23 protein-coding genes are annotated in these 23,516 nt (G+C 61.1%); 2 read left to right on the top strand and 21 right to left on the bottom strand.

Annotated features, from left to right (window positions below):
- The first annotated feature begins 42 nt into the window (after positions 1–42).
- The gene (gene edd / locus EFQ99_RS06540; RefSeq protein WP_126919976.1) at positions 43–1,863 is read left to right on the top strand and encodes a phosphogluconate dehydratase; all 1,821 of its coding nucleotides are present in this window, start codon (positions 43–45) and stop codon (positions 1,861–1,863) included.
- Between the two features lie 82 nt (positions 1,864–1,945).
- Here edd and EFQ99_RS06535 read toward each other — a convergent pair whose 3' ends face one another.
- The 6 genes from EFQ99_RS06535 to EFQ99_RS06510 form a co-directional block, all read right to left on the bottom strand.
- Positions 1,946–2,299 (bottom strand): hypothetical protein, encoded by a 354-nt coding sequence (locus tag EFQ99_RS06535; protein ID WP_008523602.1) that lies wholly within the window; start codon positions 2,297–2,299, stop codon positions 1,946–1,948.
- Between the two features lie 176 nt (positions 2,300–2,475).
- Positions 2,476–3,564 (bottom strand): ABC transporter ATP-binding protein, encoded by a 1,089-nt coding sequence (locus EFQ99_RS06530; protein ID WP_126919974.1) that lies wholly within the window; start codon positions 3,562–3,564, stop codon positions 2,476–2,478.
- 50 nt (positions 3,565–3,614) lie between these two features.
- Positions 3,615–5,267, bottom strand: coding sequence for a beta-galactosidase BglA (gene bglA / locus EFQ99_RS06525; protein ID WP_126919973.1), 1,653 nt, complete (start codon positions 5,265–5,267; stop codon positions 3,615–3,617).
- A 34-nt stretch (positions 5,268–5,301) separates the two neighbouring features.
- Positions 5,302–6,465, bottom strand: coding sequence for a carbohydrate ABC transporter permease (locus tag EFQ99_RS06520; RefSeq protein WP_126919971.1), 1,164 nt, complete (start codon positions 6,463–6,465; stop codon positions 5,302–5,304).
- Position 6,466: 1 nt separating this feature from the next.
- Positions 6,467–7,480: a carbohydrate ABC transporter permease gene (locus tag EFQ99_RS06515; RefSeq protein ID WP_126919970.1), complete on the bottom strand. Its 1,014-nt coding sequence runs from the start codon at positions 7,478–7,480 to the stop codon at positions 6,467–6,469.
- A gap of 186 nt (positions 7,481–7,666) precedes the next feature.
- Positions 7,667–9,028 carry an ABC transporter substrate-binding protein gene (locus EFQ99_RS06510; RefSeq protein WP_126919968.1) on the bottom strand — a complete coding sequence of 454 codons (1,362 nt, stop codon included), beginning with the start codon at positions 9,026–9,028 and terminating at the stop codon, positions 7,667–7,669.
- Between the two features lie 295 nt (positions 9,029–9,323).
- On the opposite strand from EFQ99_RS06510, the gene EFQ99_RS06505 reads away from it, so the two are divergent.
- Positions 9,324–10,352, top strand: coding sequence for a LacI family DNA-binding transcriptional regulator (locus tag EFQ99_RS06505; protein WP_126919966.1), 1,029 nt, complete (start codon positions 9,324–9,326; stop codon positions 10,350–10,352).
- On the opposite strand, the gene folD is transcribed toward EFQ99_RS06505, so the two are convergent.
- From folD to flgK, 15 genes are all read right to left on the bottom strand, one after another.
- The gene (gene folD, locus EFQ99_RS06500) at positions 10,353–11,252 is read right to left on the bottom strand and encodes a bifunctional methylenetetrahydrofolate dehydrogenase/methenyltetrahydrofolate cyclohydrolase FolD (RefSeq protein ID WP_126919964.1); all 900 of its coding nucleotides are present in this window, start codon (positions 11,250–11,252) and stop codon (positions 10,353–10,355) included.
- Positions 11,253–11,371: 119 nt separating this feature from the next.
- A complete protein-coding gene (locus tag EFQ99_RS06495; RefSeq protein ID WP_126919962.1) occupies positions 11,372–13,138 on the bottom strand; it encodes a GumC domain-containing protein in 1,767 nt (588 codons plus the stop codon).
- 178 nt (positions 13,139–13,316) lie between these two features.
- Positions 13,317–14,162 carry a WecB/TagA/CpsF family glycosyltransferase gene (locus tag EFQ99_RS06490; protein WP_126919960.1) on the bottom strand — a complete coding sequence of 282 codons (846 nt, stop codon included), beginning with the start codon at positions 14,160–14,162 and terminating at the stop codon, positions 13,317–13,319.
- A gap of 344 nt (positions 14,163–14,506) precedes the next feature.
- Complete coding sequence (locus EFQ99_RS06485) at positions 14,507–15,046, bottom strand: hypothetical protein (RefSeq protein WP_126919958.1); 540 nt, start codon at positions 15,044–15,046, stop codon at positions 14,507–14,509.
- On the bottom strand, positions 15,046–15,411 hold the full coding sequence (locus tag EFQ99_RS06480; RefSeq protein ID WP_097619885.1) for a hypothetical protein: 366 nt from the start codon (positions 15,409–15,411) through the stop codon (positions 15,046–15,048). The genes EFQ99_RS06485 and EFQ99_RS06480 overlap by 1 nt, the downstream gene beginning before the upstream one ends.
- An 11-nt stretch (positions 15,412–15,422) precedes the next feature.
- Positions 15,423–15,986, bottom strand: a complete 564-nt coding sequence (locus tag EFQ99_RS06475) for a rod-binding protein (protein ID WP_126919956.1) — start codon at positions 15,984–15,986, stop codon at positions 15,423–15,425.
- A 31-nt stretch (positions 15,987–16,017) separates the two neighbouring features.
- On the bottom strand, positions 16,018–16,431 hold the full coding sequence (locus tag EFQ99_RS06470) for a hypothetical protein (RefSeq protein ID WP_126919954.1): 414 nt from the start codon (positions 16,429–16,431) through the stop codon (positions 16,018–16,020).
- Positions 16,432–16,438: 7 nt separating this feature from the next.
- A complete protein-coding gene (locus tag EFQ99_RS06465; protein WP_126919952.1) occupies positions 16,439–17,191 on the bottom strand; it encodes a flagellar biosynthetic protein FliR in 753 nt (250 codons plus the stop codon).
- A complete protein-coding gene (flhA, locus tag EFQ99_RS06460) occupies positions 17,188–19,275 on the bottom strand; it encodes a flagellar biosynthesis protein FlhA (RefSeq protein WP_126919950.1) in 2,088 nt (695 codons plus the stop codon). Before flhA ends, EFQ99_RS06465 begins: the two co-directional genes overlap by 4 nt.
- A gap of 90 nt (positions 19,276–19,365) precedes the next feature.
- Positions 19,366–19,632, bottom strand: a complete 267-nt coding sequence (fliQ, locus tag EFQ99_RS06455) for a flagellar biosynthesis protein FliQ (RefSeq protein WP_126919948.1) — start codon at positions 19,630–19,632, stop codon at positions 19,366–19,368.
- A gap of 89 nt (positions 19,633–19,721) precedes the next feature.
- Entirely contained in the window at positions 19,722–20,153 is a 432-nt protein-coding gene (gene flgD, locus EFQ99_RS06450; RefSeq protein WP_126919946.1) for a flagellar hook assembly protein FlgD, read from the bottom strand.
- Positions 20,144–20,593: a flagellar biosynthesis repressor FlbT gene (gene flbT, locus EFQ99_RS06445; protein WP_012482697.1), complete on the bottom strand. Its 450-nt coding sequence runs from the start codon at positions 20,591–20,593 to the stop codon at positions 20,144–20,146. The genes flgD and flbT overlap by 10 nt, the downstream gene beginning before the upstream one ends.
- On the bottom strand, positions 20,590–20,937 hold the full coding sequence (gene flaF / locus EFQ99_RS06440; RefSeq protein WP_125842599.1) for a flagellar biosynthesis regulator FlaF: 348 nt from the start codon (positions 20,935–20,937) through the stop codon (positions 20,590–20,592). The genes flbT and flaF overlap by 4 nt, the downstream gene beginning before the upstream one ends.
- A 36-nt stretch (positions 20,938–20,973) precedes the next feature.
- Positions 20,974–22,020 (bottom strand): flagellar hook-associated family protein, encoded by a 1,047-nt coding sequence (locus tag EFQ99_RS06435; protein ID WP_126919944.1) that lies wholly within the window; start codon positions 22,018–22,020, stop codon positions 20,974–20,976.
- Between the two features lie 3 nt (positions 22,021–22,023).
- Positions 22,024–23,511 (bottom strand): flagellar hook-associated protein FlgK, encoded by a 1,488-nt coding sequence (flgK, locus tag EFQ99_RS06430; protein WP_126919942.1) that lies wholly within the window; start codon positions 23,509–23,511, stop codon positions 22,024–22,026.
- Positions 23,512–23,516 lie beyond the last annotated feature (5 nt).

Below are 23,516 nucleotides of genomic sequence, written 5' to 3'. Positions count from 1 at the left end.
GCGAACAAACAGAGACGAACTAGAACAAGGCAGGGATTTTCCATGTCCGCTCACGCACGCATTGCTGCGATCACGAACCGCATTGTCGAACGCTCGAAGCCTACCCGCGAGCGCTATCTGGGGCGCCTGCGCGCCGAGGCTTCCAAGGGCGTGCAACGCTCAGTGCTCGGCTGCGCCAACCTCGCCCACGGTTTTGCGGTCTGTTCCCCCGCCGAGAAGGATGCGCTCGCCGGCGACCGCGTTCCCAATCTCGGCATCATCACCGCCTATAACGACATGCTCTCGGCTCACCAGCCGTTCGAGACCTATCCGGCGATCATCCGCGAGGCGGCCGCCCAGGCGGGCGGCGTCGCCCAGGTAGCGGGTGGCGTGCCTGCCATGTGCGACGGCGTCACCCAGGGGCAGCCGGGCATGGAGTTATCGCTGTTCTCGCGCGACCTGATCGCCATGGCCGCGGGCGTCGGCCTGTCGCACAACATGTTCGATGCCGCCCTCTTCCTCGGTGTCTGCGACAAGATCGTGCCGGGCCTCGTCATCGCCGCACTCTCCTTCGGGCACCTGCCGTCGATCTTCGTGCCGGCCGGTCCGATGACGACGGGCCTGCCGAACGACGAGAAGTCACGCGTGCGCCAGCTCTTTGCCGAGGGCAAGGTCGGCCGCGCCGAGCTCCTGGAAGCGGAATCGAAATCCTATCACGGCCCGGGCACCTGCACCTTCTACGGCACGGCCAATTCCAACCAGATGCTGATGGAGATCATGGGCTTCCATCTGCCCGGCTCCTCCTTCATCAATCCCGGCACGCCGCTGCGCGAAGCACTGACGCGCGAAGCCGCCAAGCGGGCGCTGGCGATCACCGCACTCGGCAACGAATTCACGCCGGCTGGCGAGATGATCGACGAACGCTCGATCGTCAACGGCGTTGTCGGCCTGCATGCGACCGGCGGCTCGACCAATCATACGCTGCACCTCGTCGCCATGGCGCGGGCGGCCGGAATCCAGCTCACCTGGCAGGACATCGCCGAGCTTTCGGAGATCGTTCCGCTGCTTGCCCGCGTCTATCCGAACGGGCTTGCCGACGTGAACCATTTCCAGGCGGCCGGCGGCATGGGCTTCCTGATCAAGGAACTCTTGAAGCATGGCCTGGTGCATGACGACGTGCGCACCGTCTTCGGCCAGGGTCTCGAAGCCTATACGGTCGATGCCCTGCTCGGCGAAAACGGTGCAGTCCTGCGCCAGCGTTCGCCGGAGAAGAGCCACGATCCGAAGGTGCTTTCCAGCATCGAGACGCCCTTCCAGGCGAATGGCGGATTGAAGATGCTGCGCGGCAACCTCGGCAAGGCTGTTATCAAGATATCGGCCGTCAAGCCGGAGCGTCACATCATCGAGGCGCCGGCCATCGTCTTCCACAGCCAGCAGGAACTGCAGGACGCCTTCAAGGAAGGTAAGCTCAACCGCGATTTCGTCGCCGTCGTGCGCTTCCAGGGCCCGAAGGCGAACGGCATGCCGGAACTGCACAAGCTGACGCCGCCGCTCGGCGTGCTGCAGGACCGCGGCTTCCGCGTGGCGCTCCTGACCGACGGGCGCATGTCTGGCGCGTCGGGTAAGGTACCGGCGGCGATCCACGTCACCCCGGAGGCAGTCGACGGCGGCCCGATCGCCCGCATCAAGAACGGCGACATCATTCGCCTGGACGCGATCAAGGGCACGCTCGAGCTGCTCGTCGATGCGGCCGATTTGGCCGAGCGCGAGCCGGTGACCGTCGATCTCTCCGACAATGAATTCGGTATGGGCCGCGAGCTTTTCGCGCCGTTCCGCCGCGCCGTCGGGGCTTCGGATCAGGGCGCCAGCGTGCTCTTCCACTGAGTACAGAGGCTCCCAGATAAACAAAAGCCCGCGTGGCGCGCGCAGCACCCCGCGGGTTTTTCATATTGTCAGTCCGGTGCTATCAGGCTCGAATATCGAGGACGTAGTCGCGGTGCGCCGGATGAGTGCTGTAGACGAAGATCTTGTTCAACTCCTTCTGCGTCAGCAGGCGCAGGAAGCGAACTTCGACGGTATTGTTGGCGTTGACCTTCATCAGCAGGCAACCGACCTTGGTGATGCGGGCATCCGGAATATCCAGATAGAACTGCTTCGGCAGGTTGAACTGGGTCAGAATCGCCAGCGTCGCGCTGCTCATCGAGATCCGGACGATATCGCAGCGGCGCGAAGCCGCGTGCATGACGCCCTTTTCCGTATATTCGATGCGCGCGGCATTCATCGTGTCCTCCATCTTGAACCGCGCCTCGCGGTCGTACATGAAGGATTCTTCCTTGCTCAGGAAATGAGATTTTGGCTGTGACGGATTGGAAGCGGCCACTTGCTTATCCCCCTCATAAATTGACTGGGAAAAGGTAGCAGCCGATCTTTAACAGAAAGTGAGAATCCGGCGCACGCCGCACAATTTCTGGTATTATTACCCCAAAAATGGCTGCCTCATTTCCGATAGGTGTGGCCGCTCGCATCAAAGAGATGCAGCTTCTGCCTGTCGGCGGCAAATCGCATCCTCTGGCCCTTATGCACATCGTAGATGCCGGGCAGCTTGACGACGATCGGCTCGCCGGGAACCAGGCCCTCGATATAGAGCAGCGTCACTTCGCCGAGCGCTTCGACGATCGAGACTTCGCCCTCGAAAACATAGTCGGCGCCGTCGGCGATCCTGAGATCTTCGGGACGAACGCCGAAGCTTGCCTGCTTGCCCTTCTCGGATGCGTCGGTCGCCACATCGAGCGTCACCGACATGCCGCCGGTCAGCGTCACCGTCGTCTCGCTTCCCGTCCCGACGACCGTCGCGGGGATGATGTTCATGGCCGGCGAGCCGATGAATTTCGCGACGAAGAGATTGGCGGGGCGTTCGTAGAGCTCCAGCGGCGCGCCGACCTGCTCGATGTTGCCGGCCGAGAGAACAACGATGCGGTCGGCGAGCGTCATCGCTTCGACCTGATCGTGGGTCACGTAGATCATTGTCGTATCCGCCATCTGTTCGTTCAGGCGGGCAATCTCGATGCGGGTCGCGACGCGCAGCGCGGCATCGAGGTTGGACAGTGGCTCGTCGAACAGGAAGACCTTCGGATCGCGGCAGATGGCGCGGCCGATCGCCACGCGCTGGCGCTGGCCGCCGGAAAGTGCCTTCGGCAGGCGGTCGAGATATTTGGTGAGCTGCAGGCTCTCGGCCGCCGCCCGGACGCGGCGGTCGATTTCCTGCTTGCTTTCGCCGGCGATCTTCATGCCGAAAGCCATGTTGTCGAACACGGTCATGTGCGGGTAGAGCGCGTAGGACTGGAACACCATGGCGATGCCGCGCTTGGAGGGCGGCACGTCGTTGACGAGATGGCCGTCGATATACATCTCACCGCCGGTGATCGCCTCGAGACCGGCGATCATGCGCAGAAGCGTGGATTTGCCGCAGCCCGACGGACCGACGAAGACGATGAATTCGCCTTGCTTGATATCGAGGTCGATCCCGTGGAGAACGTCCACGGAACCGTAGGATTTGCGGATATCCTTCAGCGTCAGTCCAGTCATGTCTCTCTCCCTGTGTTCCCTGGGCCTGTCTTCCTTAGGCCTGCATTCCCTTAGGCAAGACGGGCGAAATACGCCCCCCAGGCCGGAATATCGATCTTGTCGCCATAGTTGTTGCTGGTAAAGCCATGGCCCGTCAATGCCTGCCATTCTCCTGCGGGCAAAGTGGCGCCGGCCTCGATCGGGCTCATGTTGAAGATGCAGAGCAGCTTCTCATTGCCGTATTCGCGAGTGAAGACCAGGGCATCGCCCTCCGTCTCCTCGAATTCGATCTCGCCCTTGGCAAAGGCCGGGTGCAGCTTGCGGAAGGCAATGAAGCGGCGATAGTGCTCCAGCACCGAAGCCTCGTCGCCCTGCTGGACGCTGACGGCGCGCAGGATATGCTCGACCGGCACCGGCAGCCAGGGCTTGACGGTGGAGAAGCCACCCTGGGCGACCTGACTGTCCCAGACCATCGGCGTGCGGCAGCCGTCGCGGCCCTTGAATTCTGGCCAGAACTGAATGCCATAGGGATCCTGCAGATCCTGATAGGCGAGATCCGCCTCGGTGAGGGCCAGCTCCTCGCCCTGATAGAGGCAGACGGAACCGCGCAGCGTCATCAGCAGCGAGGCATAAAGCTTGGCGAAGGCGTCGTGATCGGCAACCAGTCCGCCCCAGCGGCTGACGTGGCGCATGACGTCGTGATTGGAGAAAGCCCAGCAGGCCCAGCCATCGGGGGCAGCGGCTTCGAAATCCTGCATGACCTCCTCGACGCGCTCCGGCGTCAGCGGATCGGGCGCCAGGAACTCGAAGGCGTAGCACATATGCATCTTGTCGTTGCCGGAGGTGTATTCGCCGACGATTTCGAGGCCGCGCTGGCTGTCGCCAACCTCGCCAACGGCGGCAATCGCCGGGAATTCTTCGAGAACTGCGCGGAAGCGCTTCAGGAAGGCGAGGTTCTCCGGCCGGTTCTTGTCGTAGACATGCTCCTGGAAGTTATAGGGATTGACCGCCGGCGCCGTCGAAGCGTTGCGCCGCTCGGGGGCAAGGGCTGGATTGTCGCGCAGTAGCGGGTCGTGGAAATAGAAATTGATGGTGTCGAGGCGGAAGCCGTCGACGCCGCGATTAAGCCAGAAGCGCACGACATCGAGCAGACGGTCCTGCACTTCCGGATTGTGCAGGTTCATATCAGGCTGCGAGGTCAGGAAATTGTGCAGGTAATATTGCATGCGCGTCGGATCCCACGCCCATGCCGAGCCGCCGAAGATCGACAGCCAGTTGTTCGGCGGCGTACCATCCGGCTTGGCGTCCGCCCAGACATACCAGTCGGCCTTGGCGTTGGTCTTGCTGGAACGGCTCTGGACGAACCAGGGATGCTGATCCGAGCTGTGGGAGATGACGAGGTCGATCATCACACGGATGCCGAGGCGATGGGCTTCTGATATCAGCGTATCGAAATCCACCAGCGTGCCGAAGATGGAATCGACATTCTCATAGTCGGAGACGTCATAACCGAAATCGCGCATCGGCGAGGTGAAGAAGGGCGAGATCCAGATCGCATCGGCGCCGAGGCTTGCCACATGCGGCAGGCGGGCGGTGATGCCCTTCAGGTCGCCGATGCCGTCACCGTTCGAGTCCTGGTAGGAGCGCGGATAGATCTGGTAGATCACCGCGCCGCGCCACCAGTCCTTATCGGCGGTCAAGATCGATTGGGAAGCCACGTTCATGGAATATCCTGTCTGAAGTCACGTTTGGAAATGGTCAGCCTCCCTTGACCGAGCCCGCCAGCAGGCCGCGCACCAGATAACGCTGAAGCCCGAAGAAGACGAGCAGCGGCACGACGATGGTGACGAAGGCTGACGCCGTCAAAATCTCCCAGTTGCCGCCGCGCGAGCCGAGCAGCGCGTTCAGGCTGCCGGTCAGCACGAGGTGATCCTTGTCGGTGCCGAGGAAGACCATGGCGACGAGCAGGTCGTTCCACACCCACAGGAACTGGAAGATGGCGAAGGAGGCGAGCGCCGGGAAGGACAGAGGCAAAACGATGCGGGTAAAGATCTCGAAATCGCTTGCGCCGTCGACGCGGGCGGATTCGATGATCTCCTTCGGCAGGCCGGCGATATAGGCCCGCAGGAGAAAGATGGCGAGCGGCATGCCGAAGGCGGTGTGAGCAAGCCAGATGCCGGGATAGGTCTTCGACGGCTGGCCGAGCAGGTTGCCGATCTCGTTATAGAGACGCAGAAGCGGGATCAGTGACATCTGCAGCGGCACGACGATGAGGCCGACGACCAGCGCAATCATCAGCGCCCGGCCGGGAAACTCCATCCAGCTCAGCGCGTAGGCTGCGAAAGCGGCAATCAGGATCGGGATGATCGTCGCGGGGATCGTGACCGTCAGCGAATTGATGAAGGACTGGCCGATACCCTCGCCGGTTAGAACCGTGTTGTAGTTCTGCGTGGTGAATTGCGGCGGCGCGGAGACGGAGGCGTAGATGCGCCGAGGACGTTCATCGGGCGAAAACGCGGCGTTCTTCATGTAGCGATAGCTGCCGTCGCTGTTGATCTGCAGCGTTTCGCCGTCGCCGAGGTCGGCAGTCTCGCCGGCCTTGAAGGCAGCCGGTTGCTGCACGCGGTTGCCGAAAGCCTTGACCGAGCGGCCGGTCTGACCCTCCAGCACATTGCCCGAGATGACGTAGGTGGCGCCTTCCTGCTTCTGCTGGTCCGGCGTGCCCAAGCGCACCGCGACAGTCTGCGTCGAGCCGACGAAGGACGTCCACCAGCCGGAGACGACGATTTGGTCCTTGTCACGCAGCGCGCTGACGAAGATGCCGAGCGTCGGGATCAGCCAGAGGATGACGATCAGCAGGACGGCGGCGTGAACGAAGAGACGGGCGGGGCCGATCTTGAAATAGCTTCCGGCAGCGGTCATCTCAGTGCCCCTTCAGTTCGCGATTGGCGCGGCGCACGTTCCACACCATGATCGGCGTGACGGCAAGCATGATGATGATGGCAATGACGGCGCTTCGGCCGGAATCGCCGCCGCCGCGGAACAACCAGTTGAACATCAGGTTCGCCAGCACCATCGTCTGCCACTGGCCGTTGGTCATGGTTAGCACGATGTCGAAGACCTTGAGGACGAGAATGGTGATCGTCGTCCAGACGACGGCGATGGTGCCCCAGACCTGCGGCACCATGATGCGCCAGAAAATCTGCCAGCCATTGGCGCCGTCGATGACGGCCGCCTCGATCGTCTCCTCGGGAATGCCGCGAAGTGCCGCCGACAGGATGACCATGGCAAAACCCGTCTGGATCCAGATCAGGATGATCATCAGGAAGAAGTTGTTCCAGAAGGGAACGGAGATCCACACCTCGGGCGTGCCGCCGAACAGCTGGACGATGGCGTTCAGCAAACCGATCTGGACGTCGTTGCCGCCGCGATACTCATAGATGAATTTCCAGATGACGGAGGCGCCGACGAAGGAGATCGCCATCGGCATGAAGACGATGCTCTTGGCGATATTGCCCCACCAGATGCGGTCGGTCATCACGGCGATGACGAGGCCGAAGAAGGTGCAGGCGGCCGGCACGACGGCGAGCCAAAGGATATTGTTGAAGATCGACTGGCGGAATTCGCGGTCGCCGAGCGCCCATTGATAATTGGCGAGGCCGACGAACTGCAGGCCCGACCGGTCGTAGAACGACAGGACGACCGTCGCGACAACGGGATAGACGAGGTAGACGACGAGAAGAAAGAGCGCCGGACCGACGAACAGCCAGGGCCGGACGAGCGCACGACGGTTGAGATTGCGCGATGCGGCGCGGATGTCGCCATCCTTCACCGGCAGAGCGAGATCCAGAATCTTGTTCGAAAAATAGAAATAGGCCGAGCACGCGAAAACGGCGACGACCACGACGCCCAAAGCGGACACAATCTGCAACAGCATTTCGTCCCTCCCCTGCTTCCCCTGATCTTATTCCGACCGGTTTTTATTCTGACGGGTCAACGCCGGTCATCGTCAATCTCTTTGTATTGCCTGACCACAATATATCCTGCTATGGCCGGGCTGTTTGCGAGCCCGGCCAGTCATGCAAGCCATGCCGCCGGCAAGCCGGCGGCATAATTTGAAGGATTACTTGATGCCATCCCAGGCGCTCTGGATCTCGCCAGCAGCATCTTGTGCAGACTTGCCGCCGACGAAATCGACCATGCCTGTCCAGAAAGCGCCGGCGCCGATCTTGCCCGGCATCAGGTCGGAACCGTCGAAGCGGAAGGTGGTAGCCGACGTCAGGATCTCGCCTTCCTTCTTCATCTGCGGATTGGCATAGGCCTCGGTGCTGACGCCCTTGTAGGGGGTCAGGAAGCTCGACTGCGCCATCCAGACCTCATGCGCGATCGGGGTCTTCAGGAAGTCGATGAAGGCGCGGGCCGTCTTCGAGTCCTTGGCGATCGAGACGAGGGTGCCGGCGCCGAGAACCGGCTTGCCGAGCTCGGGATGCGACGCAAAGGTCGGCATGTAGAAGAAGTCGGCATCCTGGCCGAGTTTCGTACCCTCAGGGAAGAAGGACGGAATGAACGAGGCCTGGTGGTGCATGTAGCACTTCGGCGGAACGGCGAAGAGGCCCTTCGGGCTGTCGCGGAAATCGGTCGAGGCCACGGCCGCAACACCGCCATCGACATATTTCCCGTTCTTGGCGAACTTGCCGAACTCGTCGATCGCGGCAACGACGGCCGGATCGGTGAATTTCAGCTCGTTGGTCGTCCATTTGTCATAGGCTTCCGGTGGCTGTGTGCGCAGCATGATGTCTTCGACCCAGTCGGTCGCCGGCCAGCCGGTGGCGCCGCCGGAACCGAGACCGATGCACCAGGGAACGCCGCCATCCTTGACGATCTGATCGGTAAGCGCATGCAGCTCTTCCATGGTCGTCGGGATCTTGTAGCCAGCTTCCTCGAAATTCTCCGGCACGTACCAGACCAGCGACTTCACGTCGGCCTTGTAAGGAAAGGCGTAGAAGGCTTCCTTGCCGTCCTTGCCCTTGTAGGTGCCGTAACCGACCCAGCTGTCGCCGGCGCCGTAATTGTCCTTGATCCACTTGGAGTTGTCGTCGCCGAGCGGCGTCAGGAAGCCCTTGCTGGCGAGATCGGCGAGCAGGCCGGGCTGCGGCAGAACGGCGATGTTCGGCGGCGAGCCCGCCTGCGTGTCGATGACGATCTGCTGTTCGTAGTTTTCGGACGAGGAATATTTGGCTTCGACGCCTGTCGCTTCGGTGAAATAGGCGAGAACGCTCAGGAAGAACGCCTCGTCTTCGCCGCGCCACGGCCCGAAGATCGTCAGCGGCTGACCCTTCAGGTCGGCATGGGCAGCCTTGAATTCGTCATAGCTCTTCCAGTTGAACTTGGCATCCTGTCCCGGGGCAAATTTCAAATCGGCCGCCGACGCAGCGCCGGCAAAAAGCGCTGCCGCGGCAACGCCCATCAAAAATGACTTTTTCATGTGATCATCCTCCCATCACAATCCCAACCCACGCCGAATTCCCTCAAAAGGAAATTTCAAAGCGCTTTGACAGCTTCACTCATTCCACTTTCGGTGGAATGGAGTCAAGTCATTTCACGAAATCTCGCCGTGAACACGCAGAATACGCAGCTCAGCAACGCCTATTGGGGAATATGGAGCGATTTTTCTTGAGTCAAGCGCGTCAAATGATACATAATTGAAAGCGCTTTGGGTGCTGCTGGGAGGCTGCATCTTTCAAGACGGCGCCAGAACGGGCCGGGAGGAAGCATAGCAGGTGAATCTCAAACAGCTATCGGAATTGCTGGGACTTTCGCAGACGACCGTGAGCCGGGCGCTCAACGGCTATCCCGAGGTCAACGAGGCGACCCGGGAGCGCGTGCTTCAGGCTGTCAAGGAAACCGGATACCGGCCCAACAAGGCGGCGCAGCGGCTTGCGACTGGCAAGGCCGGCTCGATCGGCCTCGTCATGCCGACAGCGCCGGGCCACCAGTCCGACGTGCATTTCGGCGAATTCCTGGCGGGGCTCGGCGAGGAGGCGGTGCGCCACGACTTCCACTTCGTCATCATGCCGGCCGATCCCGACGATGAGGTGGCCGCGCTCCGGCGCCTTGCGATCAGCGGCAATGTCGATGCGCTGTTCGTCGCCTACATGCGTGGCCACGATCCCCGGCTCGCCATGCTGAAATCGCTCTCCATGCCCTATGTCGTGCACGGCCGCTCCTTCGGATCGGAGCCGGACTATCCCTTTCTCGACATCGACAACGAAGGGGCGTTTTACGATGCGACGCGGCTATTGCTGCAGCTCGGCCACACGCGCTTTGCCTTGATGAACGGGCCGATGCATCTCGATTTCGCCATCCGCAGGAGGAACGGCGTCATGTCAGCCCTTGCCGAACGCAGACTGACGCTCGATGAAGACTGCGTGAGCCACGCGCTCATGACCGATGAGCAAGGGCTGCTGGCAATGGAACGCTTCCTGCAGCTGCCCGAGCGGCCGACAGCGATCCTCTGCTCCAGCACCGTGCTGGCGCTTGGCGCGATCCGCGCCGTCAACCAGGCGGGATTGCGGCTCGGCGAAGATATTTCGCTGATTGCGCATGACGATGTGCTGCCGCTGCTGAAGCCGGAAAACTTCTCCGTGCCGTTGACGACGACGCGCTCTTCATTGCGGGCGGCAGGTGCGCGCATCGCCCAGCGGCTGATCGGAACGGTGAAACAGGCCGGCCCCTTCCCCGACCAGGAGCTCTGGAAGACAGAGCTGATCGTCAGGTCCTCGACCGGCCCCGCCCCGCAGCGGTCATAATCAGAACTGCGGTGGGGTCTGTCCGGCAGTGCGATGAGCGGCGATGACGGTGTTGGCCATTAGCATGGCAATGGTCATCGGCCCGACGCCGCCCGGAACCGGGGTGATGGTGCTGGCGACTTTGGAGACCTCCGCGAAGGCGACGTCGCCGACGAGCCGGGTCTTGCCCTCGCCTCTTTCGGGTGCCGGAATACGGTTGATGCCGACGTCGATCACCGTCGCACCCGGCTTGACCCAGTCGGCTTTCACCATCTCCGGCCGGCCGACCGCGGCCACCAGGATATCGGCATTGCGGCAGACCTCGGCGAGGTTCTTGGTCCTCGAATGCGCGATCGTCACCGTTGCATTGGCATTGAGCAGCAATTGCGCCATCGGTTTGCCGAACAGGTTGGAACGGCCGATGACGACGGCATTAAGGCCGGAGAGATCCTCGCCATGGGTACGGCGGACGAAGACCATGGCGCCGGCCGGGGTGCAGGAGACCAGCCCGGTCTTCAGGTCGCCGATGGCTAGCTTGCCGGCATTGACGGTGCTCAAGCCATCGACATCCTTCTCAGGCAGGATCGACTGGATGATCGGCTCGCTGTCGAGCGGCTTCGGCAAGGGCAGTTGCACCAGGATGCCGTGGATCGACGGATCGGCGTTGAGGCTGGCGACGAGGGATGCAAGCTCCTCCTGCTTCGTGTCTACCGGCAGCGTGTGCTGCACCGATTTGAAGCCGCACTCCTTGGCCATGCGGCTCTTGGAGCCGACATAGGCATGGCTTGCCGGATCGTCGCCGACGATGATGACCGCAAGACCGGGGGTAACGCCGCTCGTCTTTTCCAGCGCTGCCGTTGCAGCCTTTACCGTCTGAATGACGGATGCGGCTACGTTTTTGCCATCGATTACTGTCGTCACGCGTCTCTCCGCCCTGTTTCGCGTCAATCTATGGATAGTCGGCGAGCGTCAATTGCTCACCAACGCCCTATCCTGTCCGAAAGCGGCAACGCAATAGCAAACTTGCAAGGAAATTTCGCTCAGCGCAGCGGTTGCCGCGCTTCGAGCGCATGAACACGCAGCCGGTCGCGCAGGCCGGAGATTTCGGAGCGCAATGCCTCCATTTCGCCGACTGGCGCGGGATCCGGCGCAGGCATTAACGGCAATGGAGCCTGTGCCCGGGAGAGCGGCATTTCCCTTTTTGCGGGCGCGGCGGCAGGCCTGCACAGCCGTAGCAGGAAAGCCGCGGCAAGGCCTATCGCAAGACCCGCCGCTGCACCGGCCAGCGAGCGGCCGGTCAGGCCATCTGCTCCCGATACCGCGGTTACCAGCGCCGGCTTCAGGAGAACGATACGACCGTCGGCGGCCGCTCCGACCGCTGTGGACGTCGCGTCTTCAAGGCGCGAACGCGCGGCATTCGCCTTTTCGCGCAGTTCGGTCAACCGGGAAAGATCGACGCCGGTATCCCGGCTCTGGGCGATCAGCGTGTTCCGGCGATCGTTCAGGCCCTTGCGTGCATCGACGGCGGCCTTGGCCGCGGCGTTGGCAGCCTGGGCAAGACGGACAAGCTCCTTGCCTATATTTTCCTTCAGGCCATCGGCTTCTGCCTGCTGCTGCAGCAGGCGCGGATGGCGCGGGCCGAGTTCGGCGGAAAGCTGCGCAAGCGTCGTCTTGGCGACGGCATATTTGTCGCGCCAGTCCTGCAGCGCCGGTGACAGCATATCGGAAGGCAACGAGCCGTCGAGCACCTCAGCGAGTTTTGCGGCCTTCAGCCGGTCCGCCTGCGCCTTGGCGGCGAGGATGTTCTGATCGGCCTCCTTGAGATCGGCATCGAGCCCGTCGACCTGCCGGCGAAGATCGATCGCAACCTTGACGTTGCCTTCGCCGCTCTTTGCCGTGAAGGCGGCAAGCTCGGCTTTGGCGTCGTCATAGGTCTTGCGCAAGGCGGCGTCGGTTTCGGCACTCCCGGCGGGGCTATCCCCTACGGAAACTGCATCGGCCAACCTTGCGGCAATACGCGTGGACTTGCCGCTGTCGCCGGTCGTCACCCTCACGAGGATCGTGCCGGCGGCGCCATCGGGCAATATCTCGACGGCATGTTTCAGTGTCGCCTCGGCACGGGAAGCGGGATCAGCGGCGGCGCCGGTCGCCGAGAGGAGGTCGAGCGCGACGCCCAGCGCATTGGCGCCGGCGCCGGCAAATTCGGCATCGTGATCGAGCTTCAGGGCGGCGACCGTCGAAGCGACAACCCGCGCCGACAGCAGCCCTTTCGCCGCGGCTTGGGTGAAGGCCGCCCGACTTGCGGCATCCGTCTTCACCGCAAGCGTCGTCTCCGCGCGGTAGAGAGACGGCGACGCCGGCATCAACACCGGCGAGCCGGCACCGAGGATCGTGGCTGCGGCGACCATCGCCGCAAGGCCGGTGCCGCGCGCGTTGCGCTGCGGCGCTGCGGGCCGGCGCACAGCGCGTTCCTGATGTATTGCGGCCGGTGGTTCGATCACTGGCTCGTCGGCCGGTACGATCAGCCCCTCATTCTCCAAGGGCTCCGGCGAAAGACGAGAGCCGACGTCGTTGGCAGCGCGCAGGTGATTGCCGAGGATGGTTTCGATGCGGTCGACCAGCGGCGCCGTGCGTGCCGCCTTTTCGCGCTGCTCTTCCAGTGCGCGGCCGATAGCCCGCAGCAATTCGGCCTCCGGCGGCGCGACGTCCGACCGGTTCGGCCGGGGCGGCCGATAGGAATCGTCATGGGTGCGCGGCGCTGCGGCTGCGCGATCGTGGAAGCTGCTTCTGGCCCTGATATCGTACATTTGCGCCACATCTCATGCACATGATGGCCGAGTTCGATCATCCGCACGAAATGCGGATGATTAAGCTACTTTAAATATTCATGGCAAATAAATGGTTAACCGCGGTCGGCAAGAAACCGCAACGCCTTATGCCGTGGTCGCAAAACCACGGCACACCTTTGCGCGACATGCTTTGAGCTTAGCTTGCCTTCTTATGATCCGCCCGCGACGGCTGCTGCAGTGCGCCGGCGCTCTCTTCGGGATAGCTCAGAATCCTCTCGCGCCGGCGGAAGCGGTAGCGCAGGACATGATAAAGGAAGACCGGGATGCCGACGACATAACGGCGCCAGAGGCGCGCCGGCTCCTGCATCATGCGGTAGGCCCATTCCATGCGCATCATCCGCACCGTCTTGGGCGCGCGCGGGACAGCGCCGGAAACGAAGTCGAACAGAGCGCCCACGGTCAGCACCAGGCGCGCGTGATCGGCGCGGATGTTATCGTGGACCCATTTCTCCTGCAGCGGCGTTCCCATGCCGACGATCAGGATATCGAGCTTGTGACGCTCGATATCCTCAACCACGGGGGCGGAGTTGATCTTGTCGAAGTAGCCGTCGGAAACGACGACGAATTCGTGCCAGGGCGCATGCTTGCGGAAATTTTCCGCAGCCGCCTCGACGATCTCGCGCTTGCCGCCGATAAGGCCGATGCGGCGCGGAGCTTCCATGAAGGTCAGGAAGGCAGGCACGAAATCGGTGCCGTTCAGGTTGGCGGGAAACGGCGCGCCATGGGCGATCTGCGATGCGATGTTGAGACCAATGCCATCCGGCAGCACCAGATTGTGCGACATGATCCGGTAATATTCATCGTCGTGCAGCGCCGTCAGCATATTGTGGGCGTTGACGAAGCAAACCACGGTCTGACCGACAGGAATGGAGGCCAGCTCGTTGATGAAAACGAGGGCGTCGTCCCAGCCGAGATCACAGACCGGCAGATCGAAGATCGTCCGCCGCGATGCGAGCACCGCGAAGTTCGCAATCAGATTCATTCCAACCTCCTGCCGTGGGTGCTTCATGCCCCGACATCCCGGAAAACAAGCCCATATTTCCGCACCGGAGGTCTCGAAAGGACCGGTCGCGTCCCGCCGGGACGGCGCCGCTCCGATCCCGGAAGGCAGCGCATGCCAAGCTGTGGCGCCGGTTATATCAGGCGGGTTTCAAACAACCCTTAGGAAAATGGCTTGAATTTCAATGCTCGTATAAGTGGTTTATTAACCACACGCGCCAACGACAAACGGCGCCCTCGGGCGCCGTCTGTCGCGAATGATTCGATATCGCCTGGAGCAGGTTGCGCACAGGCGTGACAAGCGAGACTGAAAGATGACGGCACGCTTTAGTGAGCGGCTGGCGCCGGCGCCTCGCCGGCTGGCGCGGTCTCGACGATCTTGACCGGTGTGCCCATCTTCGTCGGCTTACCGGAGGAGTTTTCCTTGACGTCTTCCTTGGAGAGATAGTCGAGCTGCTCCAGCATTACTTCGGCGACGTATTCGCCACCGAGACGCTCGTTCATGCCCTTCTTGACCTCTTCGCGAAAGGCCTTCGGATCGAAGGATTTGATGTGGGCGATATCGACCATCTTGTTGCCGACGAGCAGACTGAAAAGCTCGTCCGTCGTCATTTCGGTCAGCGGCAGCGTCACGCCTTTCAGCATGTCCTTGTTCATCATGAAGGAAACGCGGCCGAGGAAGTAGCCAGTGACCGCACCGTCGCCGATGATCGGCACCGTGATCGTTTCACCCTTCACCAGCTCGAGCGCGTTCTGCTTGGAATCCGTTGCCGCAGGCGCCGGCGCGGTCGCCAGGTACACCGAAAAATAGACCGATGCCAAAGTGATGGCGCAAACCCAGATACCGGTGAGGACGAGCTTGATCATCAGTTTCCACGCGAGGCGAATTGTTCCTGGGAATAAGTGCCGTCGGCATCGGCGTCCTGAACCGCATTCTTCAGGAGATCGGCGACGGCGCGAACCGCTTCGAGATGGGCCTCGACGCGACGGGCATTGAGAACCAGCTTCTTCTTCAAGCCGTGCAGCTGATCGAGATGGGCAGCGGCAAGCTCGGCCGGATCGGTATCGCGAAACAGCATCGACAGCTCGTAGAGGCAACGGCTCTTGTGCGCGTTGGAGACCTTGAGATCGAACTGCGGATCGCTGCCGATCCGGGTGTTCTCATTGTCGATGATCATCTCGAGGCGTCCGAGAACGGATTTGATCCTGTATTCGTTCGAAACTATTTCCATCTTACCCTCGGTTATGCGTCGCTTGCGGTCTTGGCTTCGGCGGTCGGCGTGCCAAACGTCTTGCGCTGGAAGTCGTCGATCATGCTGAGCGCGGTGTTGCGGTCGTGATCATCGGTCGAAGCGTTGACGATCTTGCCTTCCTGCCGGCGCAGCTGCTCGCTGTACATCTGCTTGGCGATGCCGATGCCGTCGCCCTTGGCCATGGTGTTGCCGAGCTGCTCGGCCATCATGCCCTTCCAGATATCGCCGGTCGCGCCCTTGCCATAGACGTCGTCGCTTTCACTCGGCAGCATGGACTTGACGAAATTCTGCAGAACCATGGCCTCGAACTTCCGGTAGCTTTCCGGAACGTCCTCGGTTTTGGTGCGGTTCTGGATGTTGGAGAGGCCGCTCTTCTGACCGACATGATCGAGAACGTCGACAGTATTGGAAAAGCCCTTGCCATTCTCGGCGAGGCTCGTTGCGGCAAAGGCCGCACGATTTGCCTTCAATTTTTCCTGAGCTGCCTGAACCTCCATGGGGTCGGCAGCTTTGACAACGTCCAGGACCAGATCACTGGGGGGCGAAATAGCCACGTTACAATCCTCTAATTTAAGATCGTAGCGACTATGGTTTTTGAAGCTTGCTGGAGGCTGGCGTTGCGAATTGCTGATCGATTACATCGTAGACGGCATTGTCGTCGATCTCGCGACGCTCGGCCTCAAGGGCCTCTTTCATGCCTTCTTCCAGGCGATCGGCCTTGGCGCGCTCGCGCATCAACCGCATCTCGTGAACCTGCTGCATGCCGGTCAGCTGCTGGTCCTTGATGGTGAGCCGGCCGAATCGATCGGCGTAATTCTGAGAAAAGGCATGGTGAACGGGGTCCATCGAGCCGAGTGCGGTGATGACGTCGTCCATCGCCGCATTGACCTCGACGCGCTGCCGGCTGGTTTCGGCCAGATCGTTCTCGGCCATCCTCTCGATATGCCGCTGCACCGACATGAGACGCTTGAGCTTCTGGGAGCGGTTCTTGTCGACCATATCAGCCTCATCGCCCGATATAGATCGAATCGAAGGCCTGGCCGAACTGGCTGACCATCGCGGCAATCGAGAAATAGATCAGGAAGAGCCCGCCCATCAGCAGATAAGGCGTGGAGATGAAGTAGACCGGGATCTGCGGCGCGAGCTTGTTGATGAAGCCGATCGAGACGTTGAAGATCAGGCCGTAGATCAGGAAGGGGCTCGACAGCCGCAGCATGATGTAGGTGGTCTGTTCCAGCGTGTCGGTGAAGGTGATCAGCGTCGAGCGCATCTGCACAAGGCCACCGAAGGGCATGGTCGTGTAGGAATCGATCAGTGCGCGAAAGACGATATGATGGAAATCCATGATGAAGAGAATCATGATGCCGGCGAAGGTGACAAAGGCCGATAGGCTGGTCTCCGGCGTGTCTTCGATGACGTCGGCAGAACCCGGCTGGGTGTAGCCGACCATCGTGGCGAGGATCGAAGCGGCGAACTGCATGCCGAGCGTATAGATTCTCGCCAGCATCCCATACATCACACCGACCAGTGATTCGGTGAAGATCAGGCCGATATAGGTTCCGGCGCCTGTATGGACGGCCGGATAGACGGTGTCCCAGAGCAACGGCATGACGGCGATCGAGAGAGCGCAAGCGATAAAGACGCGCAGCTGTTCGGGCACGCGCGCCGAAGAAAAACCAGGAAGAGCCAGCACACAGCCGCCGATCCGGCAGAAAACCAGAAACAGCGCGAGAACGGTCCCTTGCGGGTCTGTTATCATGAAATAGAGCCCAAAATCTTTATCTCGATGCCCTTGGCCAGTTCGACATGCGACAGGACCGGCAGCGTGGCGAACAGCCGTTCGATGATCATGCGCACATAGGAGCGTGTTTCCGGCGACGTGACAAGGGCGAATGGCAGGCCGCGATCCATGAACTCACGGATAACTTTGGTCGCCTGCTCGCTGAACTCCTCAAGGCTGCGGGGATCGATGTCGAATTCGATCACCTCGCCCTTGTTGTCACGCTTCAGCGCCTGATGGAAGGCGAGATCCCACTTGCTGCCGAGCCTCAGCACGCGCAGCACGCCGTTGTCGGCCAGGTCGCCGCAAAGCTGCTGGGCCATGCGGATGCGGACGTGCTCGACGATCTGCTCGGTCTTCCTGACATGCGGGGCAAGCTCGGCCACCGCTTCGAGAATGAGGTGCAGGTTGCGGATCGAGACGCGCTCGGCAAGCAGGAGCTTCAGTACCGCCTGCAGGCCGGAATAGGACATGTGCGACGAGCAGATCTCGTCGGCGAGCTTCTTGTATTCGGGGTCGAGGCGGTCGATCAGCACCTTGACGTCCTTGTAGGACAGAAGCTGCGGCAGGTTGTTGCGGATGACCTCGCTCATGTGCGTGAGCACGACGGAGACGTTGTCGATCGGCTGGAAGCCTTCGCGCTTCAGATCGTCGGCAAAGTTTTCGAGGATCGAGACGGCAGGCATGCCGAAAGCAGGTTCGCGGATTTCGTCGCCCGGAATGCTCGGCCGGCGGCCGGCGCCGGTGACAACGAGGACTTCGCCGACGCGCAGCAGATTGGAGGCGACCGTCGTGCCGTGGATGCGGATCTGGTAGGACTTCTCGGCGATGGCGATATCGTCCGTCACCTTGATCTCGGGCACGACGAAACCGTATTGCGTGGCGAACTTCTTGCGCATCTTGCCGACGCGGAAGGCGAGTTCCTGGTGGGCGCCGAGCAGGCGCGTCGAGACCATCTTGCCGAGCGCCAGCTCGATCTCCGAGGTGCGAAGCACCGACTTGACCGAATCCTTTTCCAGCTCCTTGCTCTGGACGACCTTCTTTTCCTCCTGCTCGCGGCGAAGCTTGTTTTCAGCCTCGACCTGACGCGGGATGAACCAGGCGCCGAAGGCGAGAAGACTGCCGAGAATGACGAAGGGGACAAACGGCAGGCCCGGCATCAAGGCCAGGACGAACATCAGCACGGCCGAGACGGAGAGCGCGCGGGGATAGCCGCTCAACTGGTTGACGACCGCCTGGTCGGTCGAGCCGGTGGTGCCGCCGCGCGAGACGAGAAGGCCGGCGGCGAGCGAGACGATGAGGGCCGGCATCTGCGAGACGAGGCCGTCGCCGACGGAGAGCTTGACGAAGACGTCGGCCGCTTCGCCGATCGGCATGCCGTGGCGGAAATAGCCGATGATGATGCCGCCGAAAACGTTGATGGCGGTGATGATGAGGCCAGCGACGGCATCACCACGTACGAACTTCGACGCACCGTCCATCGCGCCGAAGAAGGAGCTTTCCTCTTCGAGCTCCCTGCGCCGGCGCTGGGCTTCCTTCTCGTCGATGATCCCGGCCGAGAGATCGGCGTCGATCGACATCTGCTTGCCGGGGATGGCGTCCAAGGTGAAACGCGCGCCGACTTCGGCGATACGCGTGGCGCCCTTGGTAATGACGATGAAGTTGATGGTGATGAGGATCAGGAAGACGATCAGACCGATGACGAAATCGCCGGACATGACAAGGCTTGCGAAACCGGCGATGACGCCGCCGGCTGCGTCGTGACCTTCATTGCCATGAGACAGGATGACGCGCGTCGTCGCTATATTCAGCGCCAGGCGGGTCATCGTTGCGATCAGCAGAATGGTCGGAAAGGACGAGAAATCGAGCGGCTTCTGAATCCACAGCGCGACCATGAGGATCAGCACAGAGAAGGCGATCGAGAAGGCAAGTCCCATATCGATGAGGAACGGCGGGATCGGCAGGAAGAGAATGCAGATGATGCCGACGATGCCGAGAGCAAAACCGACGTCGCGCAGGCTCGGGGCGACTTTAGGAAGGGGTAGTGCAGGTGGTTGCGCCATAACGATTCCGTCTCTTCATGAGAGGAGGCAGACATGAAGTCCGCCCAATTCGGATCGAGAGTTAAATGGCGAAGCTTGCGCGAAGGTGGCTCAGAAACCTGACTGGATGCGCGAGAAGACCAGATTGGTGAAAATCGAGATCTGCGAGCCGACAAAGGGGGCCGTGACGCCGACCGTGACGAGCACCGCGACGATCTTCGGCACGAAGGTCAGCGTCGCTTCCTGCACCTGGGTCAGGGCCTGGATCAAGGCAATGACGAGGCCCACCACCATCGCGGCGATGACGGCGGGACCGGCGGCGATCAGCACGGTCCAGATCGCGGCCTGGAACAGATCCAATGCATCAGCTTCGTTCATCGAAAGGCAACCTCATATCGCCTTGAAGCGGCCCCGCCTTGGCAAGGCCGCGATTGTTGGCATCAAACCGGCGCACGGCGCGGGTTGCATCAGGAGCTGCCGCTTGGAGCCTTGTCGGCAACGGTGATTCCCGCCTGCACGAGTATCTTACCGCCATTCTCGGTCGTCGCAATGATGCCGTCGGAATAAACCTTGACGGAATCGATGACGCCTTTGACGGTGCCATCGGCGCTTTCCATGTATTTGCCGACATAGCTGCTGGCCTGGGTGAGGCTCGAGCTTGCCAGAAGGGTGTCCAGCTTGGTATTGGTCTGGACCGTCTGCTCGACCTGCGAGAAGGTCGCAAGCTGCGCCACCTGCTCGCTCGCCTTCATCGGATCGGTCGGGTCCTGGTTCTTCATCTGCGCGATGAGCAGCTGAAGAAAGTTGTCGTAGTTCAGCGTCGCCTTCTTCTGAGCCGTATTCGTCATATCAGTCGAGGCTGTGGAAGTGTTCACCTTCGACGTTGCATCTACCGCCATGGTGCGATCTCCCTGCGAATTTGCTCGACCATCGTCGGCGGCAGTTCGTGGTTGTTGAGGATATTGTCTTCGATCGCGTAGAGGCCGCGAATGGCCTTGAGCGCGTCGAAGGCGCGGCCGGTCGAGACGAGTGCATCGATGCGCTTCAGTTCCGCGAGGATCTCTTCGTTCTTGAAGCAGGTGAGCAGCATGGTGATCGACTTGCGGAACATCGCCGTCGAGTGGTCCTTGCCCTCGGGGTTGATGAGGATCATCTGCGCGATGAAATAGAGCTGGCGGAGCGGCGTCGTGGCGCCTTCCGGCTGGAGCACGTGATTTTCGAGAAGGAACGTCACATCATTCAGGAATTCCAGCGCGACCTTGCGGTCGACGCGCAGGACGGCGCCGTTGATGAAGATTCTTTCTCCGGCTTTCAGAGAAATGCGAAGTGTACTTTTCATTTAAGTCCATCCCTGATGATGGTGGTAACGTCGATGATGCCCTGGTAGTTGTTAGACAGACGTTTTCTGATCCTGTCGCATTCCTTCAGTATCCAGATCGCGATCGAGATGAGGTTGGCCCTGAGCTCGATCTCCAGCTGATTGTCGGGATTTTTCAGATCCTCGATGAAGCTGATCCAGACCCGGCGCGTATAAAACAGGGCTTCAATGGCTTCCCGGCCGTATTTTTCCTTGTCGCGCGCCAACGACAGCAGGTCTATGGACCGGTCAAGAACCTGCCATTCCCGCTCTTTCGCGTCGGCCACCGAGTCTTGCATGACTTCGGCATATGAGAACTGATACATTCATGCATCCTTCTTTATATTGCGCGCCTTTGCTCATCAAAGGTAGTTTACGAGACTCAACTGCTGGATCTTCGAAACGATCGTGTAGGCGGTTTCAAGCTGCGTTTCCAAAGTCTTGACGAGGGTCGAAGCTTCATAGGGGTCGACGCCCTGGAGATCGACGAGCTTGTTCTTGATGATGTTAGACTGAGCATCGAGAGCGTCGTTGGACTTCTTGACGCGCTCCTGCGAAAGGCCGAGCTGGCTTGCCTGGGTGACCAGGCCGGTGGTCGCCTTCGTCGTATAGCTGATTGCCTTGCTGGAGACCTTGCCCATCGCGTCGGTGCTGAGATTCTGCCCGAGCAACGCCGAGGTCATGACCGAGGCGAGAGCGAAATAACGCATGCCTTCGGAATTGGCGTTGGTCGAGGATTCGATCACTTCCGAGTTGCTGATGCGGCTCGTCATGTTCTGGTTCGACGCCTGCGACCAGCCGGTCGCCGGGTTGGTCCAGTTGGCCTGACTGAACATCGGCTCGACCTGCGTGGTGATGAAAGTGTCCATTTCAGCGCCGGTCAACTGGTTGACCGGCTTGCCAAGACCCGTCGCATATGTGTTCAGCGCCGTAACGATCGCCGCGCTCGTCGCAGCCGTCTTGTCGGTCAGCGGCTGTACATCCGTGTTGATGCCGGAGAAGAGATATTCGCCGTTCACCATGGTGTTGGCCGTATCCATCATGGTGGACAGGGCGCTGGTCGCCGACTGGATGGCGACGGTGATGCTGCCTGGATCGCGGCTGCCCTGAAGCGCCGTCAGCTTCGAAACGAGACCGTCGCCGACGTCCTTCATCTTGGAGAGGCCGAGCTGCGAGGATTCCATGCGCGCGTTGACCAGCGAATTGCTTGATTTGATCGAATCTATCCTGTCGACCTCACGACTGAAGTCCACGCTCCTGGCAGCGTTGCCGCCGAGGGAGACACCGATATCCGCATAGACTCCCGTCGTCGCTTCCGTCGACGCCTTCGTCATCTGGTTCTGCGCCTGACGGATCGTCAACCGCATTGCATTCTGGATGGCCGAACTTGAAATAAATGAGCTCTTCATGGCTTAACTCGCAATATCCAGCAATGACTTCAACATTTCATCAACGGCGTTCAGGATCTTGGTCGCCGCCTTGTAGGACTGCTCGATGTCGAGAAGCAGGGTCAGTTCCTCGTCGAGGTTGACGCCCGTCTCGTTGGAATAGGCCTCGTCGGAACGCGACAGCGCCGCCGAGGTATTCTCCGCCGCCGTCGTGGCGTTGCTGCGGTACTGCTCGAGCCAACCCAAGGAATTGGTCGCATATTCCATGATGCTGACGTTCGAATCGATGCCCGTCGAGTTGTCGAAACCAACTGCGGGTCCCGCCGCCGGATCGAAATCGATATCGGAGCCCATCGCTGTATATAGGCGATCAAGCTCATTCGTGTAGCCGCTGAGGCCGGTCGGATTCGCGACGAGACCTGTGGCGTTGACGCCACCATCGCGCAGGCGCATCGGATCGCCGCCCTGCGAGGTGATCACGCGACTGCTGACACTGATCGTCGCCGCCATGCCGGCAACGGCAGTGGCACCGGTATCGACCGTGCCGCCGCCCCAGGTGAAGAGGCCGGGCACATAGGCCGGACCAGCTGCCGTGTTCTGTTCCTTGAAGAGCGAGACCAGGCCGCGGGCGATTTCGTCGAGCTGCTTCTGGAAATTGGGAGCGATCTCGTCGCGGATCTGGAGGAGAGACTGAAGGCTCCCTTGCCCTGTGGTCGTCGATCCGCTGCCGCGCGGAAGCGCCACGCCGTCGACATAGACCGAATTGCCGGCGATGTTGGCGTTGTAGACATCCTTGGCCTGGAACGTTACCTTGCGCGAGACCGTCTCGAAGAGGATCGTCCCGTCAGAGGTGCTCAGCACCATGTCGTTGTTGTCGCGTGTCGTCGTGTTGACGCCGACGATCTGCGAAATCTGCTTGAGGGCCTTCTCACGCTCATCGAGAGCGCTCGATGCATCCGCGCCCGAGGCCGTCGCGGTCTTCACCGCATTGTTGGCCTTCTCGAACTGGCTGAGAAGCGTATTCAGGCTGTCGACCGCCGTAGCGATTTGCTTGTCGGCGGAGGCGCGAACGTCCTGAACGGAGTTCGATGCGTTGTTCAGCGAGTTGGCAACGTCCTGGGCGGCGGTGATGGCGCCCTGAGCCGCGACGGTGCTGCCCGGCGAGGTTCTGAACGCCTGCAGTTTTTGCTGGAAAACACCGAGATAGGTGGACGGCGCCGTTTCATAGTCGTTGCCGCCCATGATCGACTTGAGATCCCCGAGACCGCTCAGCAGCGCCTGCTGGGCGCTGTCCTGCGAGGACGACTTCAGATACTGGCGCAGCAGGGCGTCTTCCTGCGCCCGGTCTATCTTGACGACCTGCGCGCCGTTCAGGGACGTGGTGAGCATCGCCTGCCGGCGCACATAATCCTTGTTGCCCGCATTCGAGATATTGTTCGATACGACACTGCTCTGCGTGCCGGTATTGTTGAATATGTTCTGCGCGGTATTAAGTGCGGATGTGAGCGACATGGCTT

The organism is Rhizobium vallis (assembly GCF_003985155.1).
GTDB classification, from domain to species: Bacteria; Pseudomonadota; Alphaproteobacteria; order Rhizobiales; family Rhizobiaceae; genus Rhizobium; species Rhizobium vallis.
Note: the sequence above shows the minus strand (reverse complement) of the source record. Positions and strands in the feature narration are given on the sequence as shown.

Excerpts from the sequence above, each read along its gene's own strand:
- edd (WP_126919976.1), top strand. The coding sequence starts at position 43 with ATGTCCGCTCACGCACGCATTGCTGCGATCACGAACCGCATTGTCGAA.
- EFQ99_RS06535 (WP_008523602.1), bottom strand. The coding sequence starts at position 2,299 with ATGTACGACCGCGAGGCGCGGTTCAAGATGGAGGACACGATGAATGCC.
- EFQ99_RS06530 (WP_126919974.1), bottom strand. The coding sequence starts at position 3,564 with ATGACTGGACTGACGCTGAAGGATATCCGCAAATCCTACGGTTCCGTG.
- bglA (WP_126919973.1), bottom strand. The coding sequence starts at position 5,267 with ATGAACGTGGCTTCCCAATCGATCTTGACCGCCGATAAGGACTGGTGG.
- EFQ99_RS06520 (WP_126919971.1), bottom strand. The coding sequence starts at position 6,465 with ATGACCGCTGCCGGAAGCTATTTCAAGATCGGCCCCGCCCGTCTCTTC.
- EFQ99_RS06515 (WP_126919970.1), bottom strand. The coding sequence starts at position 7,480 with ATGCTGTTGCAGATTGTGTCCGCTTTGGGCGTCGTGGTCGTCGCCGTT.
- EFQ99_RS06510 (WP_126919968.1), bottom strand. The coding sequence starts at position 9,028 with ATGAAAAAGTCATTTTTGATGGGCGTTGCCGCGGCAGCGCTTTTTGCC.
- EFQ99_RS06495 (WP_126919962.1), bottom strand. The coding sequence starts at position 13,138 with ATGTACGATATCAGGGCCAGAAGCAGCTTCCACGATCGCGCAGCCGCA.
- EFQ99_RS06490 (WP_126919960.1), bottom strand. The coding sequence starts at position 14,162 with ATGAATCTGATTGCGAACTTCGCGGTGCTCGCATCGCGGCGGACGATC.
- EFQ99_RS06485 (WP_126919958.1), bottom strand. The coding sequence starts at position 15,046 with ATGATCAAGCTCGTCCTCACCGGTATCTGGGTTTGCGCCATCACTTTG.
- EFQ99_RS06480 (WP_097619885.1), bottom strand. The coding sequence starts at position 15,411 with ATGGAAATAGTTTCGAACGAATACAGGATCAAATCCGTTCTCGGACGC.
- EFQ99_RS06470 (WP_126919954.1), bottom strand. The coding sequence starts at position 16,431 with ATGGTCGACAAGAACCGCTCCCAGAAGCTCAAGCGTCTCATGTCGGTG.
- EFQ99_RS06465 (WP_126919952.1), bottom strand. The coding sequence starts at position 17,191 with ATGATAACAGACCCGCAAGGGACCGTTCTCGCGCTGTTTCTGGTTTTC.
- flhA (WP_126919950.1), bottom strand. The coding sequence starts at position 19,275 with ATGGCGCAACCACCTGCACTACCCCTTCCTAAAGTCGCCCCGAGCCTG.
- fliQ (WP_126919948.1), bottom strand. The coding sequence starts at position 19,632 with ATGAACGAAGCTGATGCATTGGATCTGTTCCAGGCCGCGATCTGGACC.
- flgD (WP_126919946.1), bottom strand. The coding sequence starts at position 20,153 with ATGGCGGTAGATGCAACGTCGAAGGTGAACACTTCCACAGCCTCGACT.
- flbT (WP_012482697.1), bottom strand. The coding sequence starts at position 20,593 with ATGAAAAGTACACTTCGCATTTCTCTGAAAGCCGGAGAAAGAATCTTC.
- flaF (WP_125842599.1), bottom strand. The coding sequence starts at position 20,937 with ATGTATCAGTTCTCATATGCCGAAGTCATGCAAGACTCGGTGGCCGAC.
- EFQ99_RS06435 (WP_126919944.1), bottom strand. The coding sequence starts at position 22,020 with ATGAAGAGCTCATTTATTTCAAGTTCGGCCATCCAGAATGCAATGCGG.
- flgK (WP_126919942.1), bottom strand. The coding sequence starts at position 23,511 with ATGTCGCTCACATCCGCACTTAATACCGCGCAGAACATATTCAACAAT.